Raw genomic sequence first — 26,677 nt, 5'->3', positions numbered from 1 at the left:
TGAGATGAGCATTTTTAAACGCTCATCTCCTTCCTCTTACTGTACGGGAAACGGGGCGGCATGTAATAAGCGCCCGGCTTCTTCATCAGACATGAGGTGATTGAATGTGGAATAACGCCATTGAATATTGGCAATTTCTGGACAAAAATTGGCAACTCGCTGATCACTGTAGCTATATCTTAAACCAATAAAGTCGATGTTTCTTGAAAGAACACTCGCTTCGACATCTTGTAGGTGCTTGAGCTTATCGTTGATAAAGACAATTCTGTTGGGGTGGTAGTTGATCAGATCCAAAAGTTTTAAAAGTGCTTTTCCTTTGTTAGTTCCCGAGGTAAACAAAATTCCATTTCGATAAAGAATCCCATGATCATTGATGAAATAATGATCTTCTGCGGAAGGTGCTGTGCGAGATAAATCGATTTTTAAAGAATGCAGTTGGTTTACTGTGCGTGTTGTTAAGGCTAGACCTTGAGTTGTTAAACCCATGATCGTGATTTTTTGTTTTTGTAAGTCATCGATAATTTGATCGGTGCCTTCTTCTACAATTTTAACATGCGTGAGATGTCGAATAGCTTCCCACTCCGCCAAGGCCTTGTCTAACGCCGCGGCGTACATTTTCTCTCGACATTCATGTATTTTGAGGCGATGCATGAACCAAGCATCTGTTCCAATGGTTTGAACAGGAATAAGAAGGGTATCATCAATATCAAGAATGAGCAGCGTATTAGGCTTGGCATAGGCCACAATTTCGCTAAAATGGGGTGTCTCCACAATTTTACTGAAAAGAGTTGAGTAAAATAGAAGAAAATAAAAAGATGTTGTATATAATATTTTTTTCAACATGTCAGATCCTTATTTGGCTTTAAAACGTCTTTACAAAGGATATCTGTTTTTTTTGAATAAAGTCTAGAATGAGCTAACTTTTAGAAATTTTTACCCAAGCATGATCATGAAAATTTTATTGACAGGTGCTACCGGATATATTGGCTCTCGGCTACTTGAGCTGCTTCTTGAACAAGGACATGAGGTGGTGGCGATCGCTCGCTTTCAAAGCCCTTTTCTTTTGGTTGAGCATGCCAATCTCACAGTTATTCTCATGGATCTACTTGAAGAAAATTCTTCACAAGAGCTTCCAAGCGATATCGATGTTGCTTATTATCTTGTTCATGCGATGAGCTATGGGAAAACTCAATTTGCACAATTTGAAGAAAAATCGATCCACAACTTCGTTAACCTTGTGCGGAAAGCTCGGGTTAAGCAAATTATTTATTTAAGTGGGCTATGTAATGATAAAAATCTTTCTCCCCATCTGATGTCACGTTATAAAACGGAGTGTTACATACGGGATAGTCAGATTCCATATACCATTTTACGGGCTGGGATTATAATTGGGTCCGGCAGCGCGTCCTTTGAGATTATTCGGGATTTGGTCGATAAATTACCTGTTATGGTGGCTCCACGCTGGATCAATAACCTTTGTCAACCTATCGGTGTTCAGGACGTTTTACGCTATTTAATTGCCGTTGTGAAGCATCCTGAATGCCTAAACCAAGTCTTCGATATCGGAGGTCCTGATCGGTTAACTTATAAAGAAATGCTTCTGATTTATGCTAAGGAGCGGAAACTTAAGCGCTATATCTTTGCTTTACCTGTTTTAACGCCCAGGCTTTCTTCTTATTGGCTTTACTTTGTAACTTCTGTTAATTTTTCTTTAGCTTATGCTCTTGTCGATAGTGTAAAAAATGAGACAGTCTGTCAAGAGAGCCGTATTCTAAAAATCTTTCCTCAGCCATGTTTAAAGTATCAAAAATGTCTTGAACAAGCTCTCGATGTTGTGGAACAAAATCCTCTTTTACCGGGTTGGAGAGATAGTCTCGTCTCAGGTATTTTGGAATCTAAGCTAGCAAAATTAGTGAAGGTTCCGACGCACGGGTGTTTAGTCGATCGACGTACGGTTGAAACAACGGCATCTCCTCAAGATGTGATCGATCAACTTTGGTCCATCGGTGGAAAAAGGGGATGGTATTATATGGATTGGGCATGGGAGTTAAGAGGATTTATCGATAAATTGCTTGGGGGAGCCGGTTTGAATAGGGGGCGTACCTATCCACACGATATTTTCGCAGGATCTTCTTTAGATTTCTGGAGAGTTTTGCTGGCCGATAAAGAAAAAGGACATCTTTTGCTCTATGCAGAAATGAAAGTTCCCGGTGAAGCCTGGCTAGAGTTTATTGTCGAGCCAACCTCAGAAGGCTCTCATTTGATTCAAACGGCTTCTTTTCGTCCTAAGGGTGTTCTAGGAAGGCTTTATTGGTATACGCTACTTCCGATTCACAAACTCATTTTTCGTGGAATGGCGCGTGCTATTGCGCATCCTAAACCGTCTCAATAGATTTGGCAGGTCTTGGGCTAACTTGAAATAGACTATAAGCCGTAAAAGCAATTAAAAGGATTGTGATGGCATAAGGGATTGTGGAATTCACGGGAAAAATCATTAAAATGGATCCCACTAATGCAGCTATTCCAAATTCTAATGAACCAAAAGCGGCGGAAGCTGTCCCGGCAATATGTCCAAAAGGTTCCATCGCTTTGGATGCTGAGCTTCCCAGCAAAAACATAGCCCCTGTACAGGCAATGACCATGGGGATAAGAAATCCGGCTAGACTTAAAGAAGCAAAGTAATACCACACAAGCATGCTAGATCCACCTATAAACATTAAATGAATGCCGAGTCTAACAGTGAAATGGGCACCTATTTTTTCACTCATTTTTCCACTCGCTATTCCCCCAAAAGCGATCACGCAACCAAATGCAGCAAAATAATATCCAAATTCTTCGGTGGGGACTTCAAGTAAATTGATGATGATGAAAGGAGAGATGGAAAAAAAACAGAACAATACGCTTTCAGCCAATCCAGCAATCACTGCGTGCACGAGGAATTGCTTATGGCTAAAAATTTGCACATAGCGTTTAAAAATGGATCGGCTTACTTTTGTGCGTTTATCAACTTCAAGAGTTTCTTGAATAAGGATTTGATTGATAAAGAAAGCAAATGTTCCAATCAAAGCTAAAAAAATGAAAATGCTTTTCCAGCCAAAGTAAAGAGATAAATACCCTCCGAGAATAGGAGCAAAAAGCGGAGAAATACCGATGCCTCCATTTAAAAAACTGTACATTTTGGCATTTTCATTGCCAGAAAATAGATCGCGGATGATGGCAAATGCTGTGACAAGCATTCCACACGCACCAAAAGCACTCACAATGCGTCCAAAAATAAGTCCATAAATATGATGAGATGAAGCACAAGTCAGAGAACCTAAGGTAAAAAAAATGACGGATGCATAAAGAATTTTACGCCTTCCAAAATGATCAGTAAGTGGTCCCACAAATAATTGTCCAAAGCCTGTGATGAATAAAAATAAACTCAAAGTTAATTGAATCAAAGCTGGTGTGGTGTCAAAAATTTGGACCATCTGAGGAATGATGGGAATGTAGATATCTAATCCAAAAGCGAAGCTGAAAACAAAGGGAGTCAAAATCCCAATTAACTTAAATGTAGGATAATTTTTCATTTTGATAAAAATCTTGAAAATTTTAGAAAGGCTGAATATGCCTTATTTTAAACCTTAAAAGAATTGCTTCCAATAGAAATAGATCGTCTGTTTTAAAAAACATATCTTTCATTTTGTTTGAATAGACGAGTGAAGCCGGGACGATAAGGTTTATAACTGTCATTGAGTGATGCCGCGTTAACAAAAATTTTACCTGCGTGAGTCTTCACATTGCGAGCTCCGTGGATGTGCCCAAAGACGTGCAGCTTAATTTGGCTGGCATGAATGTTTTTTTCTAATTCCTCACAACCCACGTGGCGCGTCCATTGCCTACTAATCTTCACCTCATCTAAAATGCCATAGCAGGGCCCATGTGTGATTAAAATTTCTGTATCAGATGGAATGAGATCCCAATGCGCTTTAATTTCATCACCGCGATGACGGTTAAAGGCCCAATTTTCAAACCAAGGAGTAATAGGCGATCCCCAGATTTTTATACCATGAATTTCAACACCGGAATCATTCAACAGATGAATATGGCGTTTTTGGCATTCTTCTAACATTTGTTCAGGTTGCTTTTCAAAAATGAAATCATGATTTCCAGCGATCAAGATACGATGACGGTAGGATTGTTTGTTGAACCAATCGAGGAAGACCAAAGCTTCTGGAAATTGGCCAGTCGATGTACAATCTCCGGCATGGATTAAAATATCACCTTCAGGAAGTTGAAAATAAGAATGCTTGGAATGCGTATCGGAGATACAATCGATGGATAAGCGATTTGTCATCGAATACTCATGGGATTTGCCAAATCAATTTGCCATTTCCAAAAGTTCGGGTGACATTTTCCTGCCCAATTAACTTGTCATGATTAAACTCTCCTTTTAAGACTGAGCCATCGGGAAGGATTTGTTGTCCATGTCCCTTAAGTTTTGCATTGATAAATTGACCTTCACTAATGATCTGATTTGTAAAATATACTTTGCCTTTACCATTTAAAACGTCATCTTTACTTGGCATTTGATTAAATTGAAATCCTTCCTCGTAAAAACCTAATGAAAAGAACCATGATTCTTCTAAATCCTTAGTGCGAGAATTAACTTCTTCAAAAATCTTTTTCGTCTTCATCGATTTATTAAGAATCTTTGTTTTCAAACACTGTGTTCTTAAAATTGTAAAATAACCATCATAAACCTCTATGAGAGTGATTTTCCTAAAATAATCGCTATCATTATTGGTCTGAATGCAATAAGGAATGAGTCTCTTTTTTATATCTGCTAATAGTAAAAAAACTGAGTAGCTAAAACTTCGACCTTTAAAGGTAAGTCATTTGCAATTTCATAAAATGCTCTGCGTGTTTTTCCCATATTGATCGTTCCCTTCAAACCGGCAAACTTGAAAATTTCTTCCCATATTTCGCTGGGAATTTTTGTTTCATTTATGTACGTACTTGCGGAGCAAAGGGAATTCATATTTTTCCTAGATGAGCTTGAATTATGTAGAACAATCATAGCAATTTATCTTTTTCAATGAAAACAGTTCTATCTTGTAGAGAAAAAAATAATTTATCGTTGACTAAAAAAAATAGCCTTTTTACGTTGGAAACAACAAGGAGAAAATTATGCTAAGCTGGGCTGTTATTTTTTTAATTGTAGCCATTATTGCAGGCGTTCTCGGTTTTGGTGGAATTGCTGGTACAGCAACTCAAATAGCGAAGATTTTATTTGTTCTCTTTTTAGTTCTTTTTGTGATTTCATTATTATTTGGCGGAAGGGCAGGCATTTAGTCTAACTTGGAGACTTCAGCCTCTTTGGTCTGTTCAGGGGAGCCAAGAAACCATAGGCTCCCTGCAATCGCTCCAAGCATTAAAGTCATGCCAGCGACTTCGGTATAGAAGGGTACGCGTTGTTCGATGAAGAATACGAGAATAAGAGCAAAAACAGTTTCAAAAATGGTCAATTGGCCAGCTAAAGCGATGGGAAGAAGGGTGCTAGCTCTATTCCACAGATAAGAGCCACACCAGGAACAAATAATTCCTAAAATTAAACATCCAGCGAGGAAGGCGATTAACTCCTCTTCAAAAGTCACCATTTTGGTGATATCGACCAATGTGGAATCAATAATCCCGATGACTGTTGCAACCACAACGACCCAGCAGAAAGTAGCCGTTCCAATCATGGTAGCCCATTGGCTGCAAGGGACTTCTGGATGTCGTTTTAAAAAATCAGCATTTGCCACGACATACCAAGTCCAGGCTATTAACGCGATGATTGCACAAGCTAATCCAAATAAATAATCTTCAATACTGTCGGCAATCCAATGATTTTCAAAAGCAGATAAATTGACTAAAACTAAGCCAAGTAGAATGAGAAGACTCGGTATTAACAGGCTTTTAAAGCGATAGGTACGTTGCTTTAGGTTTCCGTAAAGAGCGATTGTAATGGGGCTTAAGCCCGCAATTAAGGCCGTGACTGTTGCACTGGCGCTGCGCAACGCAAGGACGAGCGAGATGTAGTAGATGATGTTGGTCACTAGCGCAAATTTAAAAGCGGTAGGAATCATTGCAAGGGAAACTTTAAATGTTCCCCTCCACCAAAAGCCGGCTAAAATTCCAAGTGATAATGTGCCAAAGCAAAAGTGCCTGCCAAGGGCGATTTCGAATGGCGTAAAACCATCCATAAAGAGGGGAACTACGAAAATTAGCCCCCAAATCAAACAAGCAACAAGAACTAATAATATTCCGAGAAACATGGCTGGATCCTGGGTTATAGTTCAGGAAAAGCCTTTAGGACGAAGTGTTCTTTTTCTTTGAGGACTTCCATGAAGAAAGGGAAGCGGTTAACTTGAAGTACTGCTTGCAAATCTTCAAAAGAACATCGACCATTGAGTGGATCTAATAAGGCTTTTTTCCCACTGGGGGAATTTTTTACGCGTTCTAAATAAGAACGAGGAGAGACATTGTGGTGATTTAACCTGGCACTGAGATAATCCGCAAAAGCGAGATCTTCGTCGGCATTATCAGGGCCAGTAACAACAAGGCTAAGTTGCGCAGGTTGAAGGAATCGAATGTATTTGAGTGTCGCTTCAGCTACAACAAAGCTGGCAGCGAGAATTTGTTGAGCATGAATACAATTGATAATTCCCTGGGTTCCAGAGGAGGTGCGTTGAATCAGAGTTATTCCGGTTAAATTTTCATCTTTAAACTGGAGCGGAGAATTCCCATAGTTAAATTGTTGGATGGCAAAGCCATCGACCTCTCCCATCGTACGCGTATGCGGAAATTTTGCGTGCAGGGAGAGCGCTTCATCCACAGTTCTCGTGACGAAGATTTTTTCTACACCTGAAGCAAAGGCAAATGCGGCTGTTGTGAATGCACGGATCACGTCTATGACAACGACCAATCCTTCCGCATGAATGCATTCATTCATCCGAAATGTTTTGATGTTCATTGCATACTCTGGGTTTTATTCGAGCCCCTGAAAAGGGAGTGAATATCCTGTTAACTTTATTTTATCACACAATACCCGTTTATTGCCTACATGAATTGTTTGTTTTTGTGTATCCCAGAGGGGAACCGGAAAATTATTCCGCTTGCAGATTTGCTCGTAGAGCAATTTACGTGGAGGATGCTCATCAAGACAAAGATTGTAAATACCTCCTAAGGAGTTATTTATCGCATAATTTATGACTTGAACGATATCTCTGAGTGGCGTTAAATTAGTGAAATTTTCTCCTGATCCAGGAAAAATTTTCCTCTCGTGACTGTTAAAGCGGTTGATTAGTTCTCGGCCTGGTCCGAAAATCTCCCCTAGACGCAAAATGCAAATCGAGAGGGTTTCTGAGGCTAAAGAGAGCAGCGTGTTTTCCGTTTCCAGTAGGATGCAGGTTTTTTTATTTGAAGGTTTGGGCTCCGTGTCTTCATCTACCCAGGCTCCCTGATGCTCTCCGTATACAGATGTGCTGCTCGTATAAATGATTTGCTTGATGCGGGGGTAGTCTGCTATGGATTGTGTAATCGCCCGCGCAGTTTCTAAATAGCACTGCTCATAGGAGTCATTTTGAGAGGGGGCGACAGAGACAATTAAAATATCTTGTTCTTCGAGCAAAGAATCGAAGGATTTTTCAAGAAGGACGACTTTGGTAGCATATGTTGACAATTCTTCAATGCGATTTAAACGGCGTGTAGAGGCTGTAACGCAATGCTGGTGCTGCAAGGATTGTGCAGCAGCTTTTCCCACATAGCCACAGCCTAAAATGCCAATGTTTAAATCAGCCGACATTTAAAAGGCCAAGCTTTTCAAAACATTGTCTAAGTTCCAGGTTTTCAGGCTTTTCAAAAGCTCCAGTACCTGCGAGCCATTGGATATAGCTTGCTGGAACTTGCTTTAGGGGCATCCCTTGATGCTTGCCGAAAGGCATGTGTTGTATGTCTTTTGGTTGGTTCATGAGCGCGTAAGCCTCTGCAATTGACAAGTCGTCAAGCATGGCAGAGAAAACTTGGTGAAGAACGATAACATCATCAAGTGCCCTATGGGCATTATTTTCCGCAATCCCATAGATTCCACGCAGAAACTGTAGAGTGTGCCGTGGAAGATCATTTCTGTAACGTCTTGCCCACTTTAAAGTATCCAAAAATTTCCATGGGGGCAGCTCTTGGTTGCTTCGTTTAAACTCATTTCGTAGAAAATGGATATCAAACTGATCGTTATTATGTGCGATTAAAACGACATCGCCCGAACAAAACTCTTTGAATTCTTCAATGATCTCGCCAAATGAGGGGGCATTTGCAACCATCTCGTCTGTGATATGATGGATGGCAGTTGCCTCAGGAGGAATGGGGACACCTGGATTGATCAATCGTTCAAATGTGCGATTACCTACGGGATCATAGACAGCTAACTCGATCACATAATCTCTGTCAGCTTTTATCCCGGTTGTTTCTGTATCGTAATAAAGGGCTTTCATTTTATGCTAAAGGGTATGTTTTTTTTCTTCTTGTGTACGCTGAAATACCGTTTCAAAATCTAGATCTCCATTTGCAACGTTTTCAATTGCAGGGGAGAAGGTTTTGGAAAGTAGTTCGCAGGATTTGATATAGGTCTCAAGAAGGCCTTCATCGATTTCTTGATTGATGGCGGGGATGAGAAGGCGGTAGAAAACGAATCCATTTTCTTCATCCATGCAGAATCCCGGAACATCGATTTCTTTGTTGATGAGGTGAAGCAAACGTGCCATATCATTAAAGCAGCCTTTTTTAATTGCTTCCGGAAAGAAAACGAGGAGTTGTAAAAAGTTTTCTCCATCCAAGATACGGATGAAAAGAGGGTGCTCTTTGCCTTCAATTTTCAATAAAAGGTAAGCTTGATCCATTTCAGGTTGCAGTTTCAAGGCATAATTTTTTGAAAATAGATACTCGATGATTCTATCTAGCTTTAATTTTACCATAGGATGGGCCTGGGGTTCGATCGCTTTTAGATGGAGCAAATTTATCCCAGTGAAATGTTTGTGACATTCACTGGGGTAAAATCAATATTGAACGGAAGGAGTCCAGCTTTGGTTGCTCCCTTGTCCTGTGATGGAAAGGTTATTTGTGGTTGGAATAACCGAACAATCATCCTCTCCGGGCATTCGATAGCAGCTTGCCATCGAAAACGCACACAGCATGCAGAATAAGTATATGAATCTTTTCATAAGGATCCGTTTGTTACCCTTTTTTTTGATCCGCGCATTTTTGAATGAATGTGACAGCATCGCCGACTGTTTTGAGCTTTTCGGCTTGCTCTTCGGAAATTTCACAATCATATTCTTTAAAACGCTCTTCAAAAGTCATGATGAGTTCTGTGAGATCTAATGAATCTGCGTTGAGATCTTCGACAAATGACTTGTCAAGAGCGACCTCATCTTTATCGACACCGAGTTGCTCGACGACGATATCAATTACTTCTTGTTCTATTGTCATATATGTTCCTTTTTTTAGGAGTTCATAATAATTTTTGCCTTACATGACCATTCCGCCATCGACCACGAGAACCTGGCCTGTCATGTAGTCGGATGCAGGGGATGCGAGGTACAGAGTGGCTTGCGCAATATCTTCAGGTGACCCCATGCGACCCAAAGGAATGGAGTCTAAAATAGATTTTCTTTGGGTCTCTGTCATCACATCTGTCATACGTGTTTCAATAAACCCAGGAGCGATGCAATTTACGCAAATGTTGCGGGGAGCAAGTTCCTTTGCTAAGGCTTTTGTAAATCCGATCAATGCGGCTTTGGAAGATGCATAATTCACTTGTCCAGCATTTCCTGTCAAGCCAATAACAGAGCTGATATTGATGATTTTTCCCTTTCGCGTTTTAATCATTGTGCGAGCAAGAGCTTTGCAAAGGTTGTAGCAGGACTTAACGTTGGTGTCCATTACCTCATCCCAATCCGCTTCACTCATCTTCATGAGTAAGCCATCACGTGTGATACCCGCATTGTTGACGAGGATATCCACATGTCCAAATTGTGCTAAAATCGTTTGGATGGCTTGGTCAACCTCAGCTGTATTGGCCACATTAACTTGAAAAAAAGTTGTGGATGGTTTTCCTGTTAAAGCGTTAATTTCACCGACAGCCGCTTGTCCTCGTTCTGCATTGGTACCGAAAATAATGACTGTGGCCCCAGCTTGTGCTAAGTTTTGGGCAATTGCTTTGCCAATTCCCGCGTTGCCGCCAGTCACAAGGGCTATGGATGCAGGAGATAAAGTAATCATAGAGAGTTCCTTGTTCATTCCGCTAAATGTTTTAAATCTGCAAGAGTTTCAATCGACAATGTAGGGGCGAGAACGCCTATCCGTTTATTAAAGCCAGCCAATGTTTTGCCGCAGCCAAATTCAATAAATTGATCGATTCCTTGTTTGCAAATGTGTTCAATCCCTTGTTGCCAACGAACAGAATGGGTGACTTGTTTAATTAAGTTAGAGCGAATTTCTTCGAGGTCATTTGCAGAAGTTCCTGTGACATTCATCACGAGAGGAACGGGACTATCTGTAAAGGATGCCTGCTGTACATGTTCGGCAAGCCGTTCTTCAGCTTCGCGCATCAGACCGCTATGAAAAGCTCCGTGTACCTGAAGAGGGAGAATTCGTTTTGCTCCCTTGGCTTTGGCTGCTGCAGATCCTTCTTCAATCCCTTTGAGGGTTCCTGAAATCACCACTTGCCCAGGGCAATTGTAGTTTGCTACCCACAGGTCATGGGGAAGATTTAGAGCGTTTACCAGATCTTCGACTGTATCAGCATCTAATCCGAGCACAACAGCCATTGTCCCCGCTGTTTTTTCACAGGCGTCATTCATAAACTGGCCACGGGATTGGACAAGTGTTAAACCGTCTGCAAATGAGATTTTGCCTGCCGCCGTTGCAGCTGTGTATTCCCCTAAACTGAGTCCTGCGCAATAAGTGGGATACAAGTGAGGGAATTCGTGTTGTACGCAGCGTAAAATGGCGTAGCTTGTGACGTAAATAGCGACTTGACTGTTTTTTGTTTCAGTAAGTTCAGCTTCGGGTCCTTGCAAAATCAATGCTGAAAGTTTTCTTTTTAACCGGTCGTCAGCTTCCTCAAAGATTTGCTTAGCAAGGGGAAATGTTTCGACAAACTCTTTTCCCATGCCAGGATATTGTGAACCTTGTCCAGGAAAAATAAAGGCGATTTTTTTTGACATATGATTATTTCTCCCCGTTATTATAGGCACTTAGTCAATATGGTGGCTCCCCATGTTAAGCCTGCCCCAAAAGCAACCATTAAAAGATTTTGATTTTCTTGAATGGGATGTTCTTGCATGAGCTCATCAAGGGCTATGGCAGCGCTTGGAGCGGAAGTATTTCCATATTTATGCACGGTTTTGTAGATTTTTTCTGTTGGGATAGCAAAGTTTTTTCCTACGGCATCAATAATCCGTTCATTCGCTTGATGGGGAATGAGCCATTCAATTTGATCGGGTTGTAGGCTTGCTCGGCTAATGCATGTTTCGGCGGCAGCAGTCATGCGACGCACAGCATGTTTAAACACTTCTTTGCCTAGCATGCGGAAGTAATGCAATCCTCCCTTTAAGGATTCTTGTGAACAAGGGTGGCGTGTGCCTCCTCCAAGAAGTGTAATTAAATGCGCTTGATCACCATCAGAGCCTAGGCAAACATCTCCGATTAGAAGGCCTTCCCCTTGGCCAGATATAACCGCAGCAGCTGCTCCATCTCCAAAAAGAATGCAGGTGTTTCGATCTGTGTAGTCCACAAAGGCAGTCATTTTTTCAGTTGCGATGAGCAAAACATTCCGGTACATCCCGGATTCGATATAAGCTTTAGCTAAAGATAAGCCGTAAAGAAAGCCTGTGCATGCTGCATGAAAATCAACCGCCGCGGCTTTTTTTGCCCCAATTTGAGCTTGAATGAGGTTGGCGGTAGTTGGCATCATGTAATCGGGTGTTGTGGTAGCTACTAAAATGATATCGATTTCTTCTGCTGCTACACCACTTTTTTGCAGGGCTTTTAAAGCTGCTTCTCTTCCCATATCTGAAGCAAATTCATCGGGGGCGGCAATGCGCCTTTCTTTCATCCCTGTGCGGGATGAGATCCATTCATCATTCGTATCGACGATTTTTTCTAAATCGAAGTTACTCAAAATGCGTTCGGGCAAATAAGAACCAAGACCTATAATGCGCGCCCTTTTTTGAACTGTCATTGAATAAGACTCCAAAACAAATTTTTAAACCTAACACTGTATCAAACAACGATTTAATTTTAAAGAAAGAAGTTTTGAGTGGATTTCATTAATCTGATACGATTTATCCTAAAACATCATTAATAAAAGTGAGAAAATTAAATATGCGCTATCCATCTCATCTGATTAAACTCATCCAGGTCTTAAAAAAATTGCCTGGGGTAGGAGCGAGAAGTGCCGAGCGGTTTGCCTTTCAATTAATGGAATGGGATGAGGAGAAATTAAGGGAGTTTGGCACTATATTGTCTCAAGTGCCAGAAAAAATTCAAGCTTGTTCCGCGTGTGGTTGTTTAAAAGAAGAAGCTGGTGGGTGCCCTTTTTGTGATGATCTTGTTCGGCAAGCCTCTCAAATTCTATGCGTGATCTCTTCACCCCGTGATGTGTTTTCGATTGAAGAAACCCGGGAATATAAAGGATTATATCATGTGTTAGGCGGGCTTCTTTCTCCTCTGGATGGATTTGGTCCTGAACGTCTATCGCTTGCATCTTTAAAGGGAAGAATCGAAATCCATCAGATTCATGAAGTCGTGATTGCATTAGGTTCAACGTTAGAAGGCGATGCGACAGCTTTGTACATCAAAAGAGAATTGGGGACTTTACCCGTGCAAGTCTCGCGGCTAGCTTATGGGTTACCTGTTGGCAGCTCATTGGATTACGTGGATGGTGGAACTTTAGCGCGCGCTTTTTCGGGAAGGGCCAGTTTTTAGGCAATATTTTGAAATTTGCAACCCAGTTGCAAATTTCAGTCACGAGTAAAAGTTGCAATTATTGTGCGGGATTCTCTATCATCATTCCTCCTTAGCGTTCGATTTCCGTTCATTTAATCTGAGAGCGCACAAGGTGTATCACAAAGGATCTATAATGAAACAATTCCAGAATACTTTATTAATTCTCACCGTTTTTCTTCTTCAATGCTTTGGACTTTCTGCCAATACATACCAATATGAAGGCCAGGTTATTGAAAAAATACAAATTATCAACGGCAGTCAAAAAAGTGTGCAACCGATCGATGAAAATGCCATCAAAGCCCGTTTAAAAACAAAAGAAAACGATGTTTTTTCGCATACTTCCTTCGACCAAGATTTGAAATTATTAGCTACCGAATTTGATCATGTTGAGCCTGTTTTGGAGCCAAGTGATAAAAAAATTCGCTTAGTTTTAAAAGTATGGCCAAAGCCAAATATTCGGATTATCCGTTGGGCGGGAAATGAAAGAGTTGCGACCGATACTTTGCAAAACGAATTAAAAATTAAACCTTTTACCGTCTTTGATCGGCTCGCTTTTAACAAAGCCTTTCAGGCGCTTAAAGCGTACTACGTGAAACAAGGATTTTTTGAAGCACAACTCGACTATTTCGTGAATTGGAATGAAGTGGCAAATGAGGTGGAAATTGACATCAATATCCAAGAAGGGCGCGCAGGTAAAATCAAAACGATTCGATTCTGCAACTTCACCCCTGAAGAAGAAGCTGAGCTGATGGAACAAATGGTGACAAAGGAATATTCCTTTTTTACCAGTTGGTTGACAGAGCAAGGAACCTATCGAGAAGAGGCCATGCAGCATGATCAGTACCAGATTTTGAATTACTTGCAAAATAGAGGGTATGCAGATGCCAGTGTGGATATTCAAATCGATGAAGCTACGCAGAAAGATCGAATTATCATTTTAATTACAGCCACAAAAGGACGTTGCTATCATTTTGGAAATGTTACCTTTGAAGGAAACACTCTCTTCTCAGATGAACAAATTAGTTGTTTATTAACTTTTGAAGAGGGGATGCAATATTCTCCTGAAGCGATCGTTTCAACAGTTAAAAACATTGCGAACTACTACGGTCGCCGTGGATACATTGAAGCTTACGTTGATTATGAGCCTCGCTTAGATCCTGACAACTGCTCGTATTCCCTACATCTTAAAATTCATGAAGGAAATCAATATTTTGTCGGTTTAATTAAAGTTCTCGGAAACTGTTCGACAGAAACACGTGTGATTTTGCATGAGACACTTTTAGTGCCAGGGCAAGTCTTCAACGTCGATAAAATGAATTTGACGGAAGAAAGATTAAGGAACATTGGGTACTTCCAAAATGTCAACGTCTATGCTGTCAAATCCCAAACATGTGAGTTAGGCGAGAACTTCAGAGATCTGCATATTGAAGTGGAAGAAACAAGCACTGGTCGTTTTGGTTTGGCTGTTGGATATAGTACTATTGAAAGTCTTTTCGGGAACGTTAGCGTTACAGAAAACAACTTTAGCTACAAAGGTCTTAGAAACATTTTCCGCACAGGTTATGGAGGATTAAGAGGGGGAGGCGAATTGCTGAACTTGAACGCCACCATCGGATCCAAAAGCAGAAGCTATTCCCTATCTTGGGCAAAGCCTTTCTTTATGGATACTCCTTGGACAGTCGGATTTGATATCGAGCGCTCCAGCAACCGTTATTTATCAAGTGATTATTCGATCGATGCTTCCCAATTCGTAGCACATGCCGTTTATAACGTGAATGATTTCTTGCGAACAGGTGTACACTACCGTTTGCGTGATTCCCATGTGCATTTAGATGATTCGGATGATGTCTCTCCAACTTTAAGAAGAGAAGCTAAAAACGGTGGAATTATTTCAGCTGTAGGAAGCTCGTTTATCTACGATTCTTCAGACAGCCCAACTTATCCTCGTCGTGGTTTCAAATCACGTTTGGATATTGAAGTTGCCGGGTTAGGCGGGCGTCACCATTTCGGTTCTTTAGCTTACATCAACTCTTATTACATTCCTGTTGAAAAGAGCGGTGTATTAAAATTCCGTGCAGACTTTCGCTTTATTCAACCTTTTGGGCATACCTCAGAAGAAACTTTGCCACTCGATGAAAAACTGTACCTTGGCGGAAATAGTACCATTCGTGGTTATCGCTCTTATCGCTTAGGTCCACAATTTAACGATGGCGATCCTCGTGGGGGTCTATCCTTGCAACTTTACTCAGCGGAATATGCACATGCCTATAACAGTCGTATTGAAGGATTTATCTTCTGTGATGGCGGTTATCTTTCTGGAAATACCTGGGACTTTGGAGGGCTATATACCTCTGTGGGTATTGGTACGCGTCTTAAAGTGCTAGCCAGTGGACCACCTTTAACAATTGGTATGGGTTTCCCACTGAATGCGAAAAATCGTAGTGAAGTTAAGCGCTTCTTCCTGACAATTGGTGGACAATTCTAAGAAATTTTGATTTAGAACTTATGGAGAACATATATGAAAAACATCCGTCTAGCTTTAGTAAAAATGTTGATGGCAGGTTCAATCGGATTTATCCTTTGCGCCGCGGCTCCTGCAACACAAGATGCGACTTCTGGAACAAGTTTTGATAAAACAGCTAAAATTGCAGTTGTAAATTTTAAAGTGTGTATCGAAAAATCTAAAATTGGAAAGCACGAACAAACTGTTTTTGAATCTTTGAAAAAACAGATGGAAAACTCTCTACAAGAAAAAGAAAAAAGCTTAAACGAAATTGCTGCTAAGCTTAGCGATCCGGACTATGTAGATAGCCTTTCTAATGAAGCTGAAAATGAACTCAAGCATAAGTATCGTACACTTAATCAAGAGATCACCCAGTATCAAAACCAGTACTACCAAGCACTTAGCCAGACAAACATGAAGATTGTCCAACAATTGCAAGAGCTAATTGCTAAAGCGTCCGAAACTGTTGCAAAAGAAGTGGGTGTAGACATCGTTTTAAATGAAGAAAGCAGCTTCTTCTATAAACCAGAGTTTGACCTAACTGATAAAGTAATCGATCTCATTGATAAAATGTCTGAAGCAGATATCAAAGCTTCTGCTACAAACTAAAGTCTTCATAGAGAACATGGGTAACCATGTTCTCTCTTAAACATTCAGTACTCCCTTCATACCAGGTTTTTCTTATGATCCAAAAAGCATTTACCCTCGCAGAACTAGCCGAAATGACTCAAGCGAAGCTTGTGGGGAATCCACAACATCTCATAACAGGTGTGGCTGATCTTGTGACTGCGGGGGAAAATGACGCCTCTTTTTTATCAAAGCCTAAGTATACGACTGCTCGCTATGATGAAGCTATGCGTAAATCGAAAGCAGGGGTTGTTTTTATTTCGGACGATAGTGCGTATGATGAAAATCGCAATGTTCTAATTGTAGAAGATCCTTCTCGTGCCTTTCAAAAAACGGTTGAAGCCTTTTTTGAAGAAAGTAAAGGTCAATCCGGCTTTTTTGGAATCCACTCCACGGCAGTTGTACATGAAACGGCAGTTATTGGAGACAACGTAACGATTGGACCTCATGCTGTAATTGACCATGGAGCTCAAATTGGTGATAATACGGCTATAGGGGCGGGGTGCTATATTGGCCCACATTCTTTTATCGGAGATGATTGTTTCTTTTATCCAAACGTGACAGTTCGGGAAAGATGTCAAATTGGAAACCGCGTGATTTTGCAGCCAGGAGCGGTTATTGGTGCATGCGGTTTTGGCTATACGACCGATGCCAGAGGCCAACATACCAAGCTTAATCAAATTGGAATTGTGGTGATTGAAGATGATGTGGAAATTGGATCGAATGTCACAATTGATCGAGCACGATTTAAGGAAACGCGCGTGGGAAAAGGATCCAAAATTAACAATGCAGTCCAAATTGCCCATGGTGTCACAATTGGAGCACATTGTTTAGTTGTCGCTCAAACAGGAATTGCGGGTTCGACAAAGATTGGGAATCATGTTGTCATTGGAGGACAAGCGGCTATTGGAGGACACTTAGAGATTGTTTCAGGCGTGATTATCGCCGCTAAATCAGGTGTGACTAAATCCTTGATGAAGCCCGGAAAATATGGGGGATTTCCAGCTCTTTCACTGTCCGAGCATAACCGCCAATCTGTCCAAGCCCGTAATATTGGCAAGTATTTGGAGCGCATTGAAAAGCTTGAAAAAAAACTAGAAGAGCTTGAGAGAAATCATTCCAATAGTTAATTTTATAGATGAATGTCTCCATAGGCACGGATTTGTAAACCTAAAAGGAGGATTTGGTTCACGTGGAATCATGAACCAAATCGAATCGTCAACTACGTTACAAAAACTTCTCTCTATTCAGATCAAGTTTTTATGAAAGATAGGGCTTAAAACTCAAGCCCAGCAGAAAAATTGAATCCATCAAAGCAAAGATCACCATAACCGCCAATTCGGTTGTAATCAAAATAACGGTGGTGCTCTAAGCCTAGCTGTAAAATTAATCGAGTATTTCTGCAAAAACATGTTTGCCAGCGAATGCCCAATGCAGCATCAGCAACCGCTAGATTAGCATCGAGACGTTTTTTTACCCTGCAAAGGTTAACCGTATCTACAGTCTCATCAGCTTCTCTAAGTCTTACATCAATGTTTCCATATAACCAAGCTATAGAGGCGCTTGTATATAAGCTAAAACCACATCCGATGTTCCAGTCTGCTCCAAGACCTATTAAAGGACCTACTCCCCAGAAATTTTCTTTATTCTTTGTTTTGGCCTCAAGCAGGTCATTTGTTACAGAAGAACTTGCTGAATTGGAAGTCCCATGTATGCGTAGCTTTTGATCGATCCATGCTCCACGCAATCCCCCAAAAGGTCTCAGAGCAAAACATGCACCGAAATCTGATTCATAGCCAGCTACAACATCTACAGCATCAAAATTGAGATTCCATCGAATTTTATTTCCATGATTTCTCGGGCCATGCGAACGAGAATGAAAATACGTCCAAGATGCTGCTATATCTAAGTCGCTGCAAGGCAGTTCATAACCGGCAGCGATTCGAAAACCTGGATTCCAATCAAAGTGAGGGTCTCGACCCCTTCCTTTGAATCTAGAAACCACTTTTCCGTCCGATGTCACAATGTCGGAAACTTGTCCAGGAACGCAAGCATCAAGCCCACTTTCGAAAGCTCTCCAATATAATAGATCAGCACTGATGAACCCGAGGCCACAACTAATAGGTTCGCAGCAAAAGTCGTTCTCATTTTCTCCACAGGTCAGCGAATTATCATAATCTTCGTTGGCATAACCCAATGAAGTAATCGACAAGAGAGTTACTGCTACATATATCTTTCTCATGAAGTATGTCATACGATATTTCCTACTTTAATGACTATTTGATTCGTGTAATAACTAGATGTGCAGAAACTGGCTCTGTTCCACCTGCCAAAGGAGTTATAGTTAATGCTGTACTTTCTGAAGCAGGATTACGTACAGTGAGTATGGAATTAATAACAGTTGTTTCCAGAAGAGCCATTCCTACTATTTGGGAAGTACCTGTTGCACGCCCCACAACTGTATAAGGCAGCTCAAGAGCTCCGGCTCCCGAATTAAGGGTTAGGACCAGCTGGCCAGCTTCAGCTACACTCACTTGAAATAAGACTTGGTAAAAACCAATTTCTGCCAAATTAAACGTATCAGCACCAATACGCGCAATTAAACCTGTGCCGCTCGAAGGTCCATCATTTGGAAAATCAACATCTCCTCCAGCCGCAACGGTCGCAGCGTTATCTGGGGGCATCAATGCATAAAAATCTGCAAAGTCTAGTACACCTCCTGCTGCACCGGTAGCTCCTGTTGCTCCTGCAGCGCCAGTAGCTCCCGTAGCACCTGCAGGCCCACTAGGGCCCGTAGGTCCTTGAGGACCTACAATTCCTATTCCACCCTCATTCACAATCTGTTGTAATAGTTGCACAAGTTGTGGTTGCAGTTGTGGTAGGAGTAATATCTCATTATTTAGAATCGTATGTATGGATTGCAACAATTCGGCTGCAGAAGGTTTTTGACGGCAGCTATTGCATCCAACACAACTTTTATTGTTGGGTGTGAGATCTGTAGTACTAGCAATCACTTTATTTTCTTCGATTGCAGATAAAGGGATAGCAAATGTCAGCGCTAAGATGAGTATGCGTAAAATCATGAATTTCCTCTTCATATCTTAATAATTTTTCAAATCGATTGAATCATACATATTATTTTTTTTACAAAAAAAATAATGGATAAGCATCTATTTGGCTGAGATTATTGAATGTCTTTTTTTTAAAATACTTATTGTTAGCATCTAATATGGTAGCGTATCCTTTTGAATTTTTTCTTTTAATAGAAATATAAAACCATTATTGAAGCCATTTTACTGAATTTGCACGGATATTCTTCTGTCTAGTTTTTTGTAGCAAAAAATAAATGGGAAAAGGGATTTTAGGCTGTTTCTTGATGGATTACAAAACTGATGAGATTTATATGATCAACAGAAAATGTAAAAAAGTCTCATTTGAAATTGAAGAAAGAATGATCACAAAAATCTAGGTGTTGAAAAGGCTAAGTTGTGAGAGTTTTTCATTCTAATAGTAAAGATTTTATGCTCATTTTTATTAACAAGCATGTAAGATTAATAAGTACTAGCTTGGAAGAGCTAGAGAACAATCAATCAGATAATTAAGTTTGTTCAGGTGGATTTTCCGTGGGCACATATTCTTGAATAACAGGAAAATCTTGAAGGTCTTTTGAAAATGCGGCTCTTAAATAGAGGCGCACCCATCGAAAAATATCATGTCGTTTTGTATTTCTGCGCATTTTTTTCATTCTTTTTTTTCGTTCTTCTTTAGGAAGTTGCAAGGCATCAAAAATCGCTTTTGATAGTCCTTCAATGTCATAAGGGTTAACTAAAAAGGCTTCATGTTGAAATTGAGCAGCTGCCCCGGCAAATTCACTCAAAATCAAAACGCCGTTTTCTTCCACATTTGAAGCTACAAATTCTTTTGAGACAAGATTCATTCCATCTCTAACTGGTGTTACTAGGACTATTTCGGAAGTGCGATAAAAAGCAAGCAGTTCTTGTTGTGTGAGAGGGCGAAATAGATATTCAATCGGTACCCAACCTGCTTGGGTAAATTGGCTATTAATTTCTCCGACTAAACGATCTACTTCGTTTTTTAGATTCTGATACTTAGGAATATCTGTTCGGCTAGGAATGACGACTTGAATAAAGGTAATTTTTGCATGAAGTTCTGGATGATGTTTAAGCAAATCTCGAATCGCTTCCAATCGATAGGGAATGCCTTTTGTGATATCCAAGCGGTCCAATGAAAAAATAATCTTTTGCCCACTCAACTTTTCGTGGCTGATCTTTGCGTGATTGGCAATTTCTTTTTTAGCTGCGGATTTTGAAAATGCATTAAAGTCAATACTGATAGGAAAGGAGCCAATTCGAATCTCTCGCTCTCCGAGCTCGCAAAAATGTAAGCCACGTGAACTTGTAAGATTGATATCTGGAAGAAGCTTTCGCAAGCAGTGGACAAAGTTTTTTTGATCTTGCATGGTTTGGAATCCGATCAAGTCATATTCCAATAATGCACGTAGAATCTGGAAGCGCCAAGGGAGTTTCAAAAAGATATCTGGGGCAGGAAAGGGGATGTGTAAAAAAAAGGCCAGCTTGGATGTAATATTTAATTTACGAAGCTCTCCACCTAAAAGAATCAAATGGTAATCATGCACCCAAGTAAAGTCATTTTTCTTATGTTTCTTTTGAACTGCAAGTGCAAATTTGTGTGTGACCTCTTGAGCTTTTGTCCAATATTTTGGATCAAAGCGGCAATCCGACTGTAAATCATGGAAGAGAGGCCAAATCACTTCATTTGCAAAGCCGTTGTAGTATAAATCAACATCTTCTTTTGTCAGAAAAACGGGGGAAAAGGAAAAGCCGACCTCTTTCTGGGATTTATTCATTTCTTGGATCACTTCTTGTTCGTCACCTTCAACAAATCCAGGCCAACCCACCCAAATCCCTCCCCGATTTTTTAATACAGGGGCTAGAGCAGTGACAAGTCCTCCAGAACCAGGGCTTGATTTTAGTTTTCCATCTTCCCGTGAAAAAACGACCGGTAAACGATTGGAAACGATCATTAAGCGACTACTCACAAGATTATCATACATATTAAACCTATGCCATTGATTTGCAACGATCAAAAAAAGTAAGTAATTCTTCCGGTGGAACTAGGTGAACATCGGCTAAAGTAGGACGAAATTCTTTTCTAACAAGAACTTTGAGCCCTCTTTCTCCTAGGACCTTAAATGCATCCTCATCCGTTTGATCATCACCCATGTAAACAACAGGTACGTCTGATGGTGTATTTTGCAGGAGTTCTTTGACAACGTCTCCTTTGTTTCGATCCCTAGGTTTGAGTTCTAAACCCCCATCAAATTGATAAATATGCAGAGGATAAGCTTGCGTGATCTTTTCCCAATCAGGAAGGATGACCTGTTTTATTTTTTCCCTAGCCTTTTCATCAATCCCTCGCCAGTGAAATGCAATACCAAAGGGTTTGATTTCGCAACGCTGAGAAGGACAGTACAGCAAACAAGCTTCTAAAGCTTTTTGCAAGCCTTCCTGGATACTTGGGTCAATAGGTTCACATTTTCTTTGTCCACTTTGGTTGAGATGTTCAAGCCCATGAGATCCCCAAAGTTCGAGTCTGGGATCAATCGACTTTAAGAATCTCTCTAAATCTTCCAAACTACGTCCACTTATGATCACCATGCGATAATTTTTGTAGTCACTTAAATCTTGCAGTCGCTCTTTAACACCTTCATAGGGAAATGCTTGAGACCTATCAGCCAAAAGTGGAGCTAAAGTGCCATCGTAATCTAAAAGAAAAAGACACTTTTTTTTTGCAGATAATTCTGAAAAAAAACGTTCAAGTACATTCATGATGTTCTCATTTTAGATAAATCGATTCTTCCATCATGAGGATGCAACAAGGAAATAATGACACTCAGATAATCACGTAGATGTCTTGTAATCAAAAAATGATTCCGTACAAATTGATGACCATTCTTTCCAAATTCATGAATCATAGCAGGATTTTGAAGGAGAAAACGAGTGCGAAGCGCAGCTCCCTCCGGAGTATTTACAAGAAATCCGTTGTAATTATTTACAACTTGTAAGCGAATGCCCCCGGTATTTCCCCCAATGACAGGTTTACTTTTCCATAGGGCTTCTGTGACAGTCAGTCCAAATCCTTCTCTGATTGACTTTTGCATAATGAGTGTAGAAGCTCGTTGTAAGGCATTAATCGTGCGATGTGAATCTGAGGGCAAAAAAAGGATATGGATATCTGGATCTTTTGCAGCTTCTTTCTTTACAGCCTCTAAAACAGCTTCTCCTTCAGGATCATCTGGAGCTCCACCCCCTGCTAGTAGAAGTTGAATATTGTGCTTAAACCTTTTGGCCAACCGAAAAGAACTTATGACTCCAAGAGGATCCTTAAACTGATCAAATCGTGAAACTTGCAAGATAATGGGACGATTTGGGTCTATATTAAATCGGGAATAAATTTGGGAGATTTCTTCCTCTGGCAGATCTGCATTTTTATCGCTCAATGGATCGATGCTAGGAGGAATTAGGTAGATAGGATGTGGAAGAGGCTGTGCAAAATCTTTTAATGAAAATATGCTTGCATCATAATGACGAACATAATTACGCAAAAATTTCCAAATTATTCGATGAGGGGAGGACAAGTCAATATGACAACGCCAGATCCATTTATTTTTACGCTTAGGAAAGGCGTTAATGAGGGCAGCAGGCTGTGGATCATGGATAAAAATAACGTCGGCTTCTTCAACTCGTTGCATTAAATGAGCTGCATTTTCTTCATTCACACTTTGATAAGCCTTTAATAATTCAGGTTTTACAATTAAGTGTTTGTCTCCTTGTAATCCATTGTGAAATAATTTAGTGCATTGGAAAAATTCTGAAGTACCCTGCATGACCTCCCAATTTGTTTCAATGCCAAGCGCATTTGTTAGTTGAACCATCATTTCAAGGATCTCCGCAACACCTCCTCCATAGCGTGTGGAATTAATGTGCAGAATTTTTATGTGTTTTAAAAGATCAGCTATTTGTTGTAATTCGTTAATAATTTCTGATCCAACAACAGCTTCATACTTTTCTAGAATTTGGGAGGTCATTTTTTATCCCCTTGCTGATGTGTTTTAAAGTACTCTTGAACGGCACTCAGCAGCTCATTATTTAAGTCGGAAAGAGATAAAAAATAGGGATCGATTGCTTCGATTTTTTCAATGAGGGGTAAAAAATCATCGCCAAACTGACGTAACCAAGTGCTAAAATCGTCGCTGCGAGACTCTGTGCGTGAACGCGCATCGATAAAATGATAAAAGATATTGTTTGGGGACAAATTTTGAATCATCTGCGGAAGATCGAATGGAGTATCAATCCGGTAAGGGGTTTCAAAAACGATTAAGGATGAACGGATAAAATGAAAGGGATCGCCGCGCTGTACCCAGGCAACGGGAGGAATTTCTTCTAAGCGCTGTTCAATAATATCAATGAGATCAGCACGAAGATCTTCTAAATTCTCGTAGTCTGTGGGATCTAATATACTAAGTCGCTCAGCTAAGTATTCGTCATGTAAACTTAGATGTGACCATAGCGAAAAGTCATTGGGATATTCAGGATGTGTAAATTGGGAAAAAAGTCTGCGGCTCCAAAAATGGTAATAAATACTATCATGACTAATAGTTAATAACTTATCGCGCAATTCTGAAAGAGAATTCGCTTTGTCACCCGTAGCAATCGTTGCGATTGCACAGTTTTTAATAAAAAAAGGGTTATTGAAATTCATTGAACGCCTCTAATCATAGTCATAGTTTTTATCTACTATTTATAGATTTAATTTTCAATTTATCTGTTTAATTATTTTTTTATTTATAAATAGCTAGTTGAAATTTACTTGCTTTCAAGCATTACAAAATGTATATGTTTCATTTCAATAAATTAAACCCTAAGAGATTACGATGCTTATCGGACCTAATAATAGAATAGAAGATTTAAGTATTTTTACAGAAACACATAGCCAACGTAAAATTACAAGCATATGTATGAGTGGAGTAGCTTTTTTTACTGGTATTTCTATTGCAGCGACCGGAGCTATTTTAGATGATCAAAATCTTAAGATAACAGGATGCGCGCTTGCAATTTTAGGGATTGCTTGTTTTACAGTCATACAGACAAATTGTTGGACAGAACGTCCAGTTTCTGTCATCCATTTAGAAGAAATTTAATCAAATATATTAGGGGTTAGTATGACAGCTCTTCAACCTGTGCTTGAGGGACATTACACACATCATTATGTCGAAGAAAAAGGAAACATGAAATGTGGGATTGCATCCGTTACCCTTCTATTAGCGGGTGGATTAACTAGTCTTCACGTTGGAATTCAAAGTGATAACGATGATTTTATTTCCGCAGGAATTATGATAATTGGCCTTGGAATTTTATCATTAGTCGCATGCACTGCATATGTCTATTCTAAAATTCCCAGAGCAGAGCCCATCAATATGAAAATAAATGGCCCTCATCAAACAGTTTCAGCTGTTTATTCAAAATTTGCTAATCAAGTTTAGTCTTTGGGCAGGTATTGCACCTGCCTTCGTATAATCAATAGAATTCACTTTTATTCAGACAAATAAGATTATGCAAATAACTGCCCTTGATCGATCAGATTCAATCTTTTTCCTTAGTAGAAAGCTTAGTTCTAGAAGAAGGTATCATTTGCTATAGCCGGATGTACAGTATGCTCATAGGGATACTTGTCACAATCATAGGGAATACATATGAAGAAAAAGATTTAGAGATAATCGGAATTGTCCTTGCTATATTAAGTGGCTTTAGTTTTTTCATTCAACATCTAATCTTGCGATCCATCAGTTTTGGGATAATCGACAGTTATCAAATCAATAAATCGCATCAAGGCCTACACTTGCTTGATAGTCCGAAAAATGAGAACCTTTTTCTCCAGATAATTGTCCATAAATTTGCATGAAGGGGAGTAACCATTTCCCTGCCTGTAGAAAACCTTCCACAGAATTACGGCAGAGTTTTGTCCCTTGACTCCTAAAAGAACCCCCAAAATTTTTGAAATGCAAGCGGATATCATTTTTTGAATGGGTGAGGGTATGGCGCCAATCCACACTCGTTTCAATTTCTATCCCATAAAAATTTCCGGCCGAATGAAATCCTAAAAGGGAGTCCAAAGCATAAAAGTCTTTGTTGTGAATTTTTAAATTCAAGACTTGTCCATGGCGTTCAGATACTTGTGTTTGCCAGAAATTGCTCGAATCTAATCCCAGAAAAGGTTGGCAGGCGAATTGACTGAAGCAGAATGTTTTGCCTAATTCAAAGTAGGCTGTTCCATTTGAAAGGAACGGTTTTGATCTTGGGCGCAAGCGTTTATTTCCTACATAAGCAAGTCGTTTTACTTGACAGTGGCCACCCCCGCCGATCAAATCAATAGAGGTGTAAAATAAAGGATTTTGGTAGATGGCGAACAAGATTCCTTTAGTGAGATGATACTTAGCATCTCCTCCTAGATTGAAATTCAAGCGAGTGAATTCATAATCTATTGACAACCCGATGGTTATGTTAGAGTTAAAACATTTAAAGGCACCCAGATTAATATTCCAGGCACTAGACTTTAGGCCTAGCGCACGACGAGAATTAGAAACAAATGCTCGGCCAGCACCAAACTGTGCCCAAAAGTTGAGAGGAGATGCACAGTCACAGCAACCAGGTAAAAGCAAGTTTAAAGCATTTAGACGTCGGATTAAACGGTGATTAGAAAACTGACAGGATTGTATCAAACTCACATATTGAGCTCCGCTGAATTGAGCTAGGCTGCTTTGAAGTTGAATTGTGGGTAATGCCGCTAAACTATTAATTAAAATTTGTTTTGAGAGATCAGGTTGAGTAATTTGATCAATTTGATTCGCCACATTGCCTTGGTTTTGGTTAGCTGTAAAGTTGCTAAAATCTGTTGTCAAAGTCAAAAAGACGTTTGTGGCGTCATATTCTAAAGAAGGTAAAAAATAAGGGTTATCCACACTGCTGCTGGAAAATGTGCCAGTCCTACCCTCATTTCCATGCACAATGAGGTAAGGCGTGCCCACACGATACAGTCCATCTGGAGAATGAATTTGTAAGGTACCATTGATGTTAGCCATGCCTTGTGCATGCACTAAGTTACTTTGTCCAGTTCCATCAACAGAAGCTTCAAGTATGCTTCCTGCGTTTTGTGTGTAGTTTCCTCCCACATTAAAAGTCCCAATCGCTTGATTTCCTGGAGCAAAAGTTGCACCACTGAAAATGTTTAAATCCCCGTCAACAGATCCTGAGCCGTTTAAAGTTCCGCCCAGAATATTGGTGCTACCAGTAAAAGAATTGCTTCCGTTGAGAGTTAATGTTCCCGATCCATTTTTGATGAGGCTGCCTCCGATTCCATTGATGATTCCATCAATGACAGAATTCGCATTATTCGCGCCTAAGACTAGTTGAAAAG

29 protein-coding genes are annotated in these 26,677 nt (G+C 40.1%); 8 read left to right on the top strand and 21 right to left on the bottom strand.

Annotated features, from left to right (window positions below):
* Positions 1–36: 36 nt before the first annotated feature.
* The gene (locus tag AB7E63_RS05980) at positions 37–843 is read right to left on the bottom strand and encodes a DUF2608 domain-containing protein (protein WP_006340375.1); all 807 of its coding nucleotides are present in this window, start codon (positions 841–843) and stop codon (positions 37–39) included.
* Positions 844–949: 106 nt separating this feature from the next.
* Here AB7E63_RS05980 and AB7E63_RS05975 point away from each other — a divergent pair, with 106 nt between their 5' ends.
* Positions 950–2,392: an SDR family oxidoreductase gene (locus AB7E63_RS05975; RefSeq protein WP_013924695.1), complete on the top strand. Its 1,443-nt coding sequence runs from the start codon at positions 950–952 to the stop codon at positions 2,390–2,392.
* On the opposite strand, the gene AB7E63_RS05970 is transcribed toward AB7E63_RS05975, so the two are convergent.
* The 4 genes from AB7E63_RS05970 to AB7E63_RS05955 form a co-directional block, all read right to left on the bottom strand.
* Complete coding sequence (locus tag AB7E63_RS05970; protein ID WP_006340377.1) at positions 2,376–3,572, bottom strand: multidrug effflux MFS transporter; 1,197 nt, start codon at positions 3,570–3,572, stop codon at positions 2,376–2,378. The genes AB7E63_RS05975 and AB7E63_RS05970 overlap by 17 nt on opposite strands.
* A gap of 92 nt (positions 3,573–3,664) precedes the next feature.
* Positions 3,665–4,339 carry a metallophosphoesterase family protein gene (locus AB7E63_RS05965; protein WP_006340378.1) on the bottom strand — a complete coding sequence of 225 codons (675 nt, stop codon included), beginning with the start codon at positions 4,337–4,339 and terminating at the stop codon, positions 3,665–3,667.
* A 7-nt stretch (positions 4,340–4,346) separates the two neighbouring features.
* Positions 4,347–4,679 (bottom strand): hypothetical protein, encoded by a 333-nt coding sequence (locus AB7E63_RS05960; RefSeq protein WP_006340379.1) that lies wholly within the window; start codon positions 4,677–4,679, stop codon positions 4,347–4,349.
* A gap of 149 nt (positions 4,680–4,828) precedes the next feature.
* Positions 4,829–5,023, bottom strand: coding sequence for a hypothetical protein (locus AB7E63_RS05955; protein ID WP_006340380.1), 195 nt, complete (start codon positions 5,021–5,023; stop codon positions 4,829–4,831).
* A gap of 149 nt (positions 5,024–5,172) precedes the next feature.
* Here AB7E63_RS05955 and AB7E63_RS05950 point away from each other — a divergent pair, with 149 nt between their 5' ends.
* Entirely contained in the window at positions 5,173–5,337 is a 165-nt protein-coding gene (locus AB7E63_RS05950; RefSeq protein ID WP_006340381.1) for a DUF1328 domain-containing protein, read from the top strand.
* Here the strand turns inward: AB7E63_RS05950 and AB7E63_RS05945 are convergent.
* The 9 genes from AB7E63_RS05945 to AB7E63_RS05905 form a co-directional block, all read right to left on the bottom strand.
* A complete protein-coding gene (locus AB7E63_RS05945) occupies positions 5,334–6,302 on the bottom strand; it encodes a DMT family transporter (RefSeq protein WP_006340382.1) in 969 nt (322 codons plus the stop codon). The two genes, AB7E63_RS05950 and AB7E63_RS05945, sit on opposite strands and share 4 nt — an antisense overlap.
* Before the next feature lie 14 nt (positions 6,303–6,316).
* A complete protein-coding gene (locus AB7E63_RS05940) occupies positions 6,317–7,000 on the bottom strand; it encodes a 2-phosphosulfolactate phosphatase (RefSeq protein WP_006340383.1) in 684 nt (227 codons plus the stop codon).
* A gap of 15 nt (positions 7,001–7,015) precedes the next feature.
* A complete protein-coding gene (locus AB7E63_RS05935; RefSeq protein WP_006340384.1) occupies positions 7,016–7,831 on the bottom strand; it encodes an SDR family oxidoreductase in 816 nt (271 codons plus the stop codon).
* Positions 7,821–8,516, bottom strand: a complete 696-nt coding sequence (locus tag AB7E63_RS05930) for a putative quorum-sensing-regulated virulence factor (RefSeq protein WP_006340385.1) — start codon at positions 8,514–8,516, stop codon at positions 7,821–7,823. Before AB7E63_RS05930 ends, AB7E63_RS05935 begins: the two co-directional genes overlap by 11 nt.
* Positions 8,517–8,522: 6 nt before the next feature.
* Positions 8,523–8,996, bottom strand: coding sequence for a YbjN domain-containing protein (locus AB7E63_RS05925; protein WP_241208966.1), 474 nt, complete (start codon positions 8,994–8,996; stop codon positions 8,523–8,525).
* Between the two features lie 259 nt (positions 8,997–9,255).
* The gene (gene acpP / locus AB7E63_RS05920; protein WP_006340388.1) at positions 9,256–9,510 is read right to left on the bottom strand and encodes an acyl carrier protein; all 255 of its coding nucleotides are present in this window, start codon (positions 9,508–9,510) and stop codon (positions 9,256–9,258) included.
* A gap of 39 nt (positions 9,511–9,549) precedes the next feature.
* Positions 9,550–10,302, bottom strand: a complete 753-nt coding sequence (gene fabG / locus AB7E63_RS05915) for a 3-oxoacyl-[acyl-carrier-protein] reductase (RefSeq protein ID WP_006340389.1) — start codon at positions 10,300–10,302, stop codon at positions 9,550–9,552.
* 14 nt (positions 10,303–10,316) lie between these two features.
* Complete coding sequence (gene fabD / locus AB7E63_RS05910) at positions 10,317–11,249, bottom strand: ACP S-malonyltransferase (protein ID WP_006340390.1); 933 nt, start codon at positions 11,247–11,249, stop codon at positions 10,317–10,319.
* Positions 11,250–11,269: 20 nt separating this feature from the next.
* Positions 11,270–12,265 carry a beta-ketoacyl-ACP synthase III gene (locus tag AB7E63_RS05905; protein WP_006340391.1) on the bottom strand — a complete coding sequence of 332 codons (996 nt, stop codon included), beginning with the start codon at positions 12,263–12,265 and terminating at the stop codon, positions 11,270–11,272.
* A gap of 143 nt (positions 12,266–12,408) precedes the next feature.
* Between AB7E63_RS05905 and recR the strand changes: the two genes are divergently transcribed.
* The 4 genes from recR (at position 12,409) to lpxD (ending at position 17,292) form a co-directional block, all read left to right on the top strand.
* The gene (recR, locus tag AB7E63_RS05900) at positions 12,409–13,011 is read left to right on the top strand and encodes a recombination mediator RecR (protein WP_006340392.1); all 603 of its coding nucleotides are present in this window, start codon (positions 12,409–12,411) and stop codon (positions 13,009–13,011) included.
* 154 nt (positions 13,012–13,165) lie between these two features.
* Positions 13,166–15,517 (top strand): outer membrane protein assembly factor BamA, encoded by a 2,352-nt coding sequence (gene bamA, locus AB7E63_RS05895; RefSeq protein WP_006340393.1) that lies wholly within the window; start codon positions 13,166–13,168, stop codon positions 15,515–15,517.
* A gap of 33 nt (positions 15,518–15,550) precedes the next feature.
* Entirely contained in the window at positions 15,551–16,144 is a 594-nt protein-coding gene (locus tag AB7E63_RS05890) for an OmpH family outer membrane protein (protein WP_006340394.1), read from the top strand.
* Between the two features lie 74 nt (positions 16,145–16,218).
* On the top strand, positions 16,219–17,292 hold the full coding sequence (lpxD, locus tag AB7E63_RS05885; RefSeq protein ID WP_006340395.1) for a UDP-3-O-(3-hydroxymyristoyl)glucosamine N-acyltransferase: 1,074 nt from the start codon (positions 16,219–16,221) through the stop codon (positions 17,290–17,292).
* Between the two features lie 146 nt (positions 17,293–17,438).
* Here the strand turns inward: lpxD and AB7E63_RS05880 are convergent, their stop codons facing one another.
* From AB7E63_RS05880 to AB7E63_RS05855, 6 genes are all read right to left on the bottom strand, one after another.
* Positions 17,439–18,404, bottom strand: a complete 966-nt coding sequence (locus AB7E63_RS05880) for an Lpg1974 family pore-forming outer membrane protein (RefSeq protein ID WP_428418951.1) — start codon at positions 18,402–18,404, stop codon at positions 17,439–17,441.
* 34 nt (positions 18,405–18,438) lie between these two features.
* Positions 18,439–19,245, bottom strand: a complete 807-nt coding sequence (locus AB7E63_RS05875) for a hypothetical protein (RefSeq protein WP_006340397.1) — start codon at positions 19,243–19,245, stop codon at positions 18,439–18,441.
* A gap of 515 nt (positions 19,246–19,760) precedes the next feature.
* Positions 19,761–21,257 carry an alpha,alpha-trehalose-phosphate synthase (UDP-forming) gene (locus AB7E63_RS05870; protein WP_428418949.1) on the bottom strand — a complete coding sequence of 499 codons (1,497 nt, stop codon included), beginning with the start codon at positions 21,255–21,257 and terminating at the stop codon, positions 19,761–19,763.
* A gap of 7 nt (positions 21,258–21,264) precedes the next feature.
* Positions 21,265–22,032 carry a trehalose-phosphatase gene (gene otsB / locus AB7E63_RS05865; protein WP_006340400.1) on the bottom strand — a complete coding sequence of 256 codons (768 nt, stop codon included), beginning with the start codon at positions 22,030–22,032 and terminating at the stop codon, positions 21,265–21,267.
* Positions 22,029–23,291, bottom strand: coding sequence for a glycosyltransferase (locus AB7E63_RS05860; protein ID WP_006340401.1), 1,263 nt, complete (start codon positions 23,289–23,291; stop codon positions 22,029–22,031). Before AB7E63_RS05860 ends, otsB begins: the two co-directional genes overlap by 4 nt.
* The gene (locus tag AB7E63_RS05855; RefSeq protein WP_006340402.1) at positions 23,288–23,965 is read right to left on the bottom strand and encodes a DUF5752 family protein; all 678 of its coding nucleotides are present in this window, start codon (positions 23,963–23,965) and stop codon (positions 23,288–23,290) included. Before AB7E63_RS05855 ends, AB7E63_RS05860 begins: the two co-directional genes overlap by 4 nt.
* A 172-nt stretch (positions 23,966–24,137) precedes the next feature.
* On the opposite strand from AB7E63_RS05855, the gene AB7E63_RS05850 reads away from it, so the two are divergent.
* The gene (locus AB7E63_RS05850; RefSeq protein ID WP_013924702.1) at positions 24,138–24,404 is read left to right on the top strand and encodes a hypothetical protein; all 267 of its coding nucleotides are present in this window, start codon (positions 24,138–24,140) and stop codon (positions 24,402–24,404) included.
* A 21-nt stretch (positions 24,405–24,425) separates the two neighbouring features.
* Positions 24,426–24,746 carry a hypothetical protein gene (locus tag AB7E63_RS05845; protein WP_006340404.1) on the top strand — a complete coding sequence of 107 codons (321 nt, stop codon included), beginning with the start codon at positions 24,426–24,428 and terminating at the stop codon, positions 24,744–24,746.
* Between the two features lie 330 nt (positions 24,747–25,076).
* Here AB7E63_RS05845 and AB7E63_RS05840 read toward each other — a convergent pair.
* Positions 25,077–26,677 (bottom strand): autotransporter outer membrane beta-barrel domain-containing protein (locus AB7E63_RS05840; RefSeq protein ID WP_428418945.1); only part of this gene is annotated, 1,601 nt, incomplete at its 5' end.

This window comes from Parachlamydia sp., from assembly GCF_050255895.1.
GTDB lineage: Bacteria > Chlamydiota > Chlamydiia > Chlamydiales > Parachlamydiaceae > Parachlamydia > Parachlamydia acanthamoebae.
This window is presented reverse-complemented; position numbering and strand designations above follow the sequence as displayed.

Excerpts from the sequence above, each read along its gene's own strand:
- AB7E63_RS05980 (WP_006340375.1), bottom strand. The coding sequence starts at position 843 with ATGTTGAAAAAAATATTATATACAACATCTTTTTATTTTCTTCTATTT.
- AB7E63_RS05975 (WP_013924695.1), top strand. The coding sequence starts at position 950 with ATGAAAATTTTATTGACAGGTGCTACCGGATATATTGGCTCTCGGCTA.
- AB7E63_RS05970 (WP_006340377.1), bottom strand. The coding sequence starts at position 3,572 with ATGAAAAATTATCCTACATTTAAGTTAATTGGGATTTTGACTCCCTTT.
- AB7E63_RS05965 (WP_006340378.1), bottom strand. The coding sequence starts at position 4,339 with ATGACAAATCGCTTATCCATCGATTGTATCTCCGATACGCATTCCAAG.
- AB7E63_RS05960 (WP_006340379.1), bottom strand. The coding sequence starts at position 4,679 with ATGAAGACGAAAAAGATTTTTGAAGAAGTTAATTCTCGCACTAAGGAT.
- AB7E63_RS05955 (WP_006340380.1), bottom strand. The coding sequence starts at position 5,023 with ATGAATTCCCTTTGCTCCGCAAGTACGTACATAAATGAAACAAAAATT.
- AB7E63_RS05950 (WP_006340381.1), top strand. The coding sequence starts at position 5,173 with ATGCTAAGCTGGGCTGTTATTTTTTTAATTGTAGCCATTATTGCAGGC.
- AB7E63_RS05945 (WP_006340382.1), bottom strand. The coding sequence starts at position 6,302 with ATGTTTCTCGGAATATTATTAGTTCTTGTTGCTTGTTTGATTTGGGGG.
- AB7E63_RS05940 (WP_006340383.1), bottom strand. The coding sequence starts at position 7,000 with ATGAACATCAAAACATTTCGGATGAATGAATGCATTCATGCGGAAGGA.
- AB7E63_RS05935 (WP_006340384.1), bottom strand. The coding sequence starts at position 7,831 with ATGTCGGCTGATTTAAACATTGGCATTTTAGGCTGTGGCTATGTGGGA.
- AB7E63_RS05930 (WP_006340385.1), bottom strand. The coding sequence starts at position 8,516 with ATGAAAGCCCTTTATTACGATACAGAAACAACCGGGATAAAAGCTGAC.
- AB7E63_RS05925 (WP_241208966.1), bottom strand. The coding sequence starts at position 8,996 with ATGGTAAAATTAAAGCTAGATAGAATCATCGAGTATCTATTTTCAAAA.
- acpP (WP_006340388.1), bottom strand. The coding sequence starts at position 9,510 with ATGACAATAGAACAAGAAGTAATTGATATCGTCGTCGAGCAACTCGGT.
- fabG (WP_006340389.1), bottom strand. The coding sequence starts at position 10,302 with ATGATTACTTTATCTCCTGCATCCATAGCCCTTGTGACTGGCGGCAAC.
- fabD (WP_006340390.1), bottom strand. The coding sequence starts at position 11,249 with ATGTCAAAAAAAATCGCCTTTATTTTTCCTGGACAAGGTTCACAATAT.
- AB7E63_RS05905 (WP_006340391.1), bottom strand. The coding sequence starts at position 12,265 with ATGACAGTTCAAAAAAGGGCGCGCATTATAGGTCTTGGTTCTTATTTG.
- recR (WP_006340392.1), top strand. The coding sequence starts at position 12,409 with ATGCGCTATCCATCTCATCTGATTAAACTCATCCAGGTCTTAAAAAAA.
- bamA (WP_006340393.1), top strand. The coding sequence starts at position 13,166 with ATGAAACAATTCCAGAATACTTTATTAATTCTCACCGTTTTTCTTCTT.
- AB7E63_RS05890 (WP_006340394.1), top strand. The coding sequence starts at position 15,551 with ATGAAAAACATCCGTCTAGCTTTAGTAAAAATGTTGATGGCAGGTTCA.
- lpxD (WP_006340395.1), top strand. The coding sequence starts at position 16,219 with ATGATCCAAAAAGCATTTACCCTCGCAGAACTAGCCGAAATGACTCAA.
- AB7E63_RS05880 (WP_428418951.1), bottom strand. The coding sequence starts at position 18,404 with ATGAGAAAGATATATGTAGCAGTAACTCTCTTGTCGATTACTTCATTG.
- AB7E63_RS05875 (WP_006340397.1), bottom strand. The coding sequence starts at position 19,245 with ATGATTTTACGCATACTCATCTTAGCGCTGACATTTGCTATCCCTTTA.
- AB7E63_RS05870 (WP_428418949.1), bottom strand. The coding sequence starts at position 21,257 with ATGTATGATAATCTTGTGAGTAGTCGCTTAATGATCGTTTCCAATCGT.
- otsB (WP_006340400.1), bottom strand. The coding sequence starts at position 22,032 with ATGAATGTACTTGAACGTTTTTTTTCAGAATTATCTGCAAAAAAAAAG.
- AB7E63_RS05860 (WP_006340401.1), bottom strand. The coding sequence starts at position 23,291 with ATGACCTCCCAAATTCTAGAAAAGTATGAAGCTGTTGTTGGATCAGAA.
- AB7E63_RS05855 (WP_006340402.1), bottom strand. The coding sequence starts at position 23,965 with ATGAATTTCAATAACCCTTTTTTTATTAAAAACTGTGCAATCGCAACG.
- AB7E63_RS05850 (WP_013924702.1), top strand. The coding sequence starts at position 24,138 with ATGCTTATCGGACCTAATAATAGAATAGAAGATTTAAGTATTTTTACA.
- AB7E63_RS05845 (WP_006340404.1), top strand. The coding sequence starts at position 24,426 with ATGACAGCTCTTCAACCTGTGCTTGAGGGACATTACACACATCATTAT.